The organism is Mesorhizobium sp. M4B.F.Ca.ET.203.01.1.1, assembly GCF_004791025.1.
Classification (GTDB): Bacteria; Pseudomonadota; Alphaproteobacteria; order Rhizobiales; family Rhizobiaceae; genus Mesorhizobium; species Mesorhizobium abyssinicae.
The window spans coordinates 1-300 of the sequence record NZ_SRUO01000237.1 but is presented as its reverse complement, the minus strand read 5'-3'; the positions used below and the strand labels follow the sequence as shown (position 1 = coordinate 300).

Here is a 300-nt window from a genome sequence, read left to right as displayed (position 1 = left end):
GGCCAGCGACAGGCCGTTTGCCGGGTAAAGGTTCTGCGCCGGCACTAGGATCTCGTCGCACATGGCGCCGTCGCGATGCACGCCGAGCACCTCGATGCTCACGCAGCAGTTCGGCTTGCCGCGCCGGCAGGCAATGCATCTGCCGCAGGCCAGATAGGGATTGATGATCACCGGCTCGCCCACGGCGAGGGCGACGCCTTCCCCTTTTTCGACGACCGTGCCCGAGACCTCGTGGCCCATGATGCGCGGGTAGGCGAGGAAAGGGTGCTTGCCTTCGAAGATATGGTAGTCGGTGCCGCA

Annotated in this window: 1 protein-coding gene; it reads right to left on the bottom strand. The window is 65.3% G+C overall.

Going from position 1 to position 300, the window contains the following annotated elements:
- Positions 1-300, bottom strand: a 300-nt coding sequence (locus EN846_RS34485; RefSeq protein WP_148671258.1) for an alcohol dehydrogenase catalytic domain-containing protein, incomplete at both ends; no start/stop codon positions are given.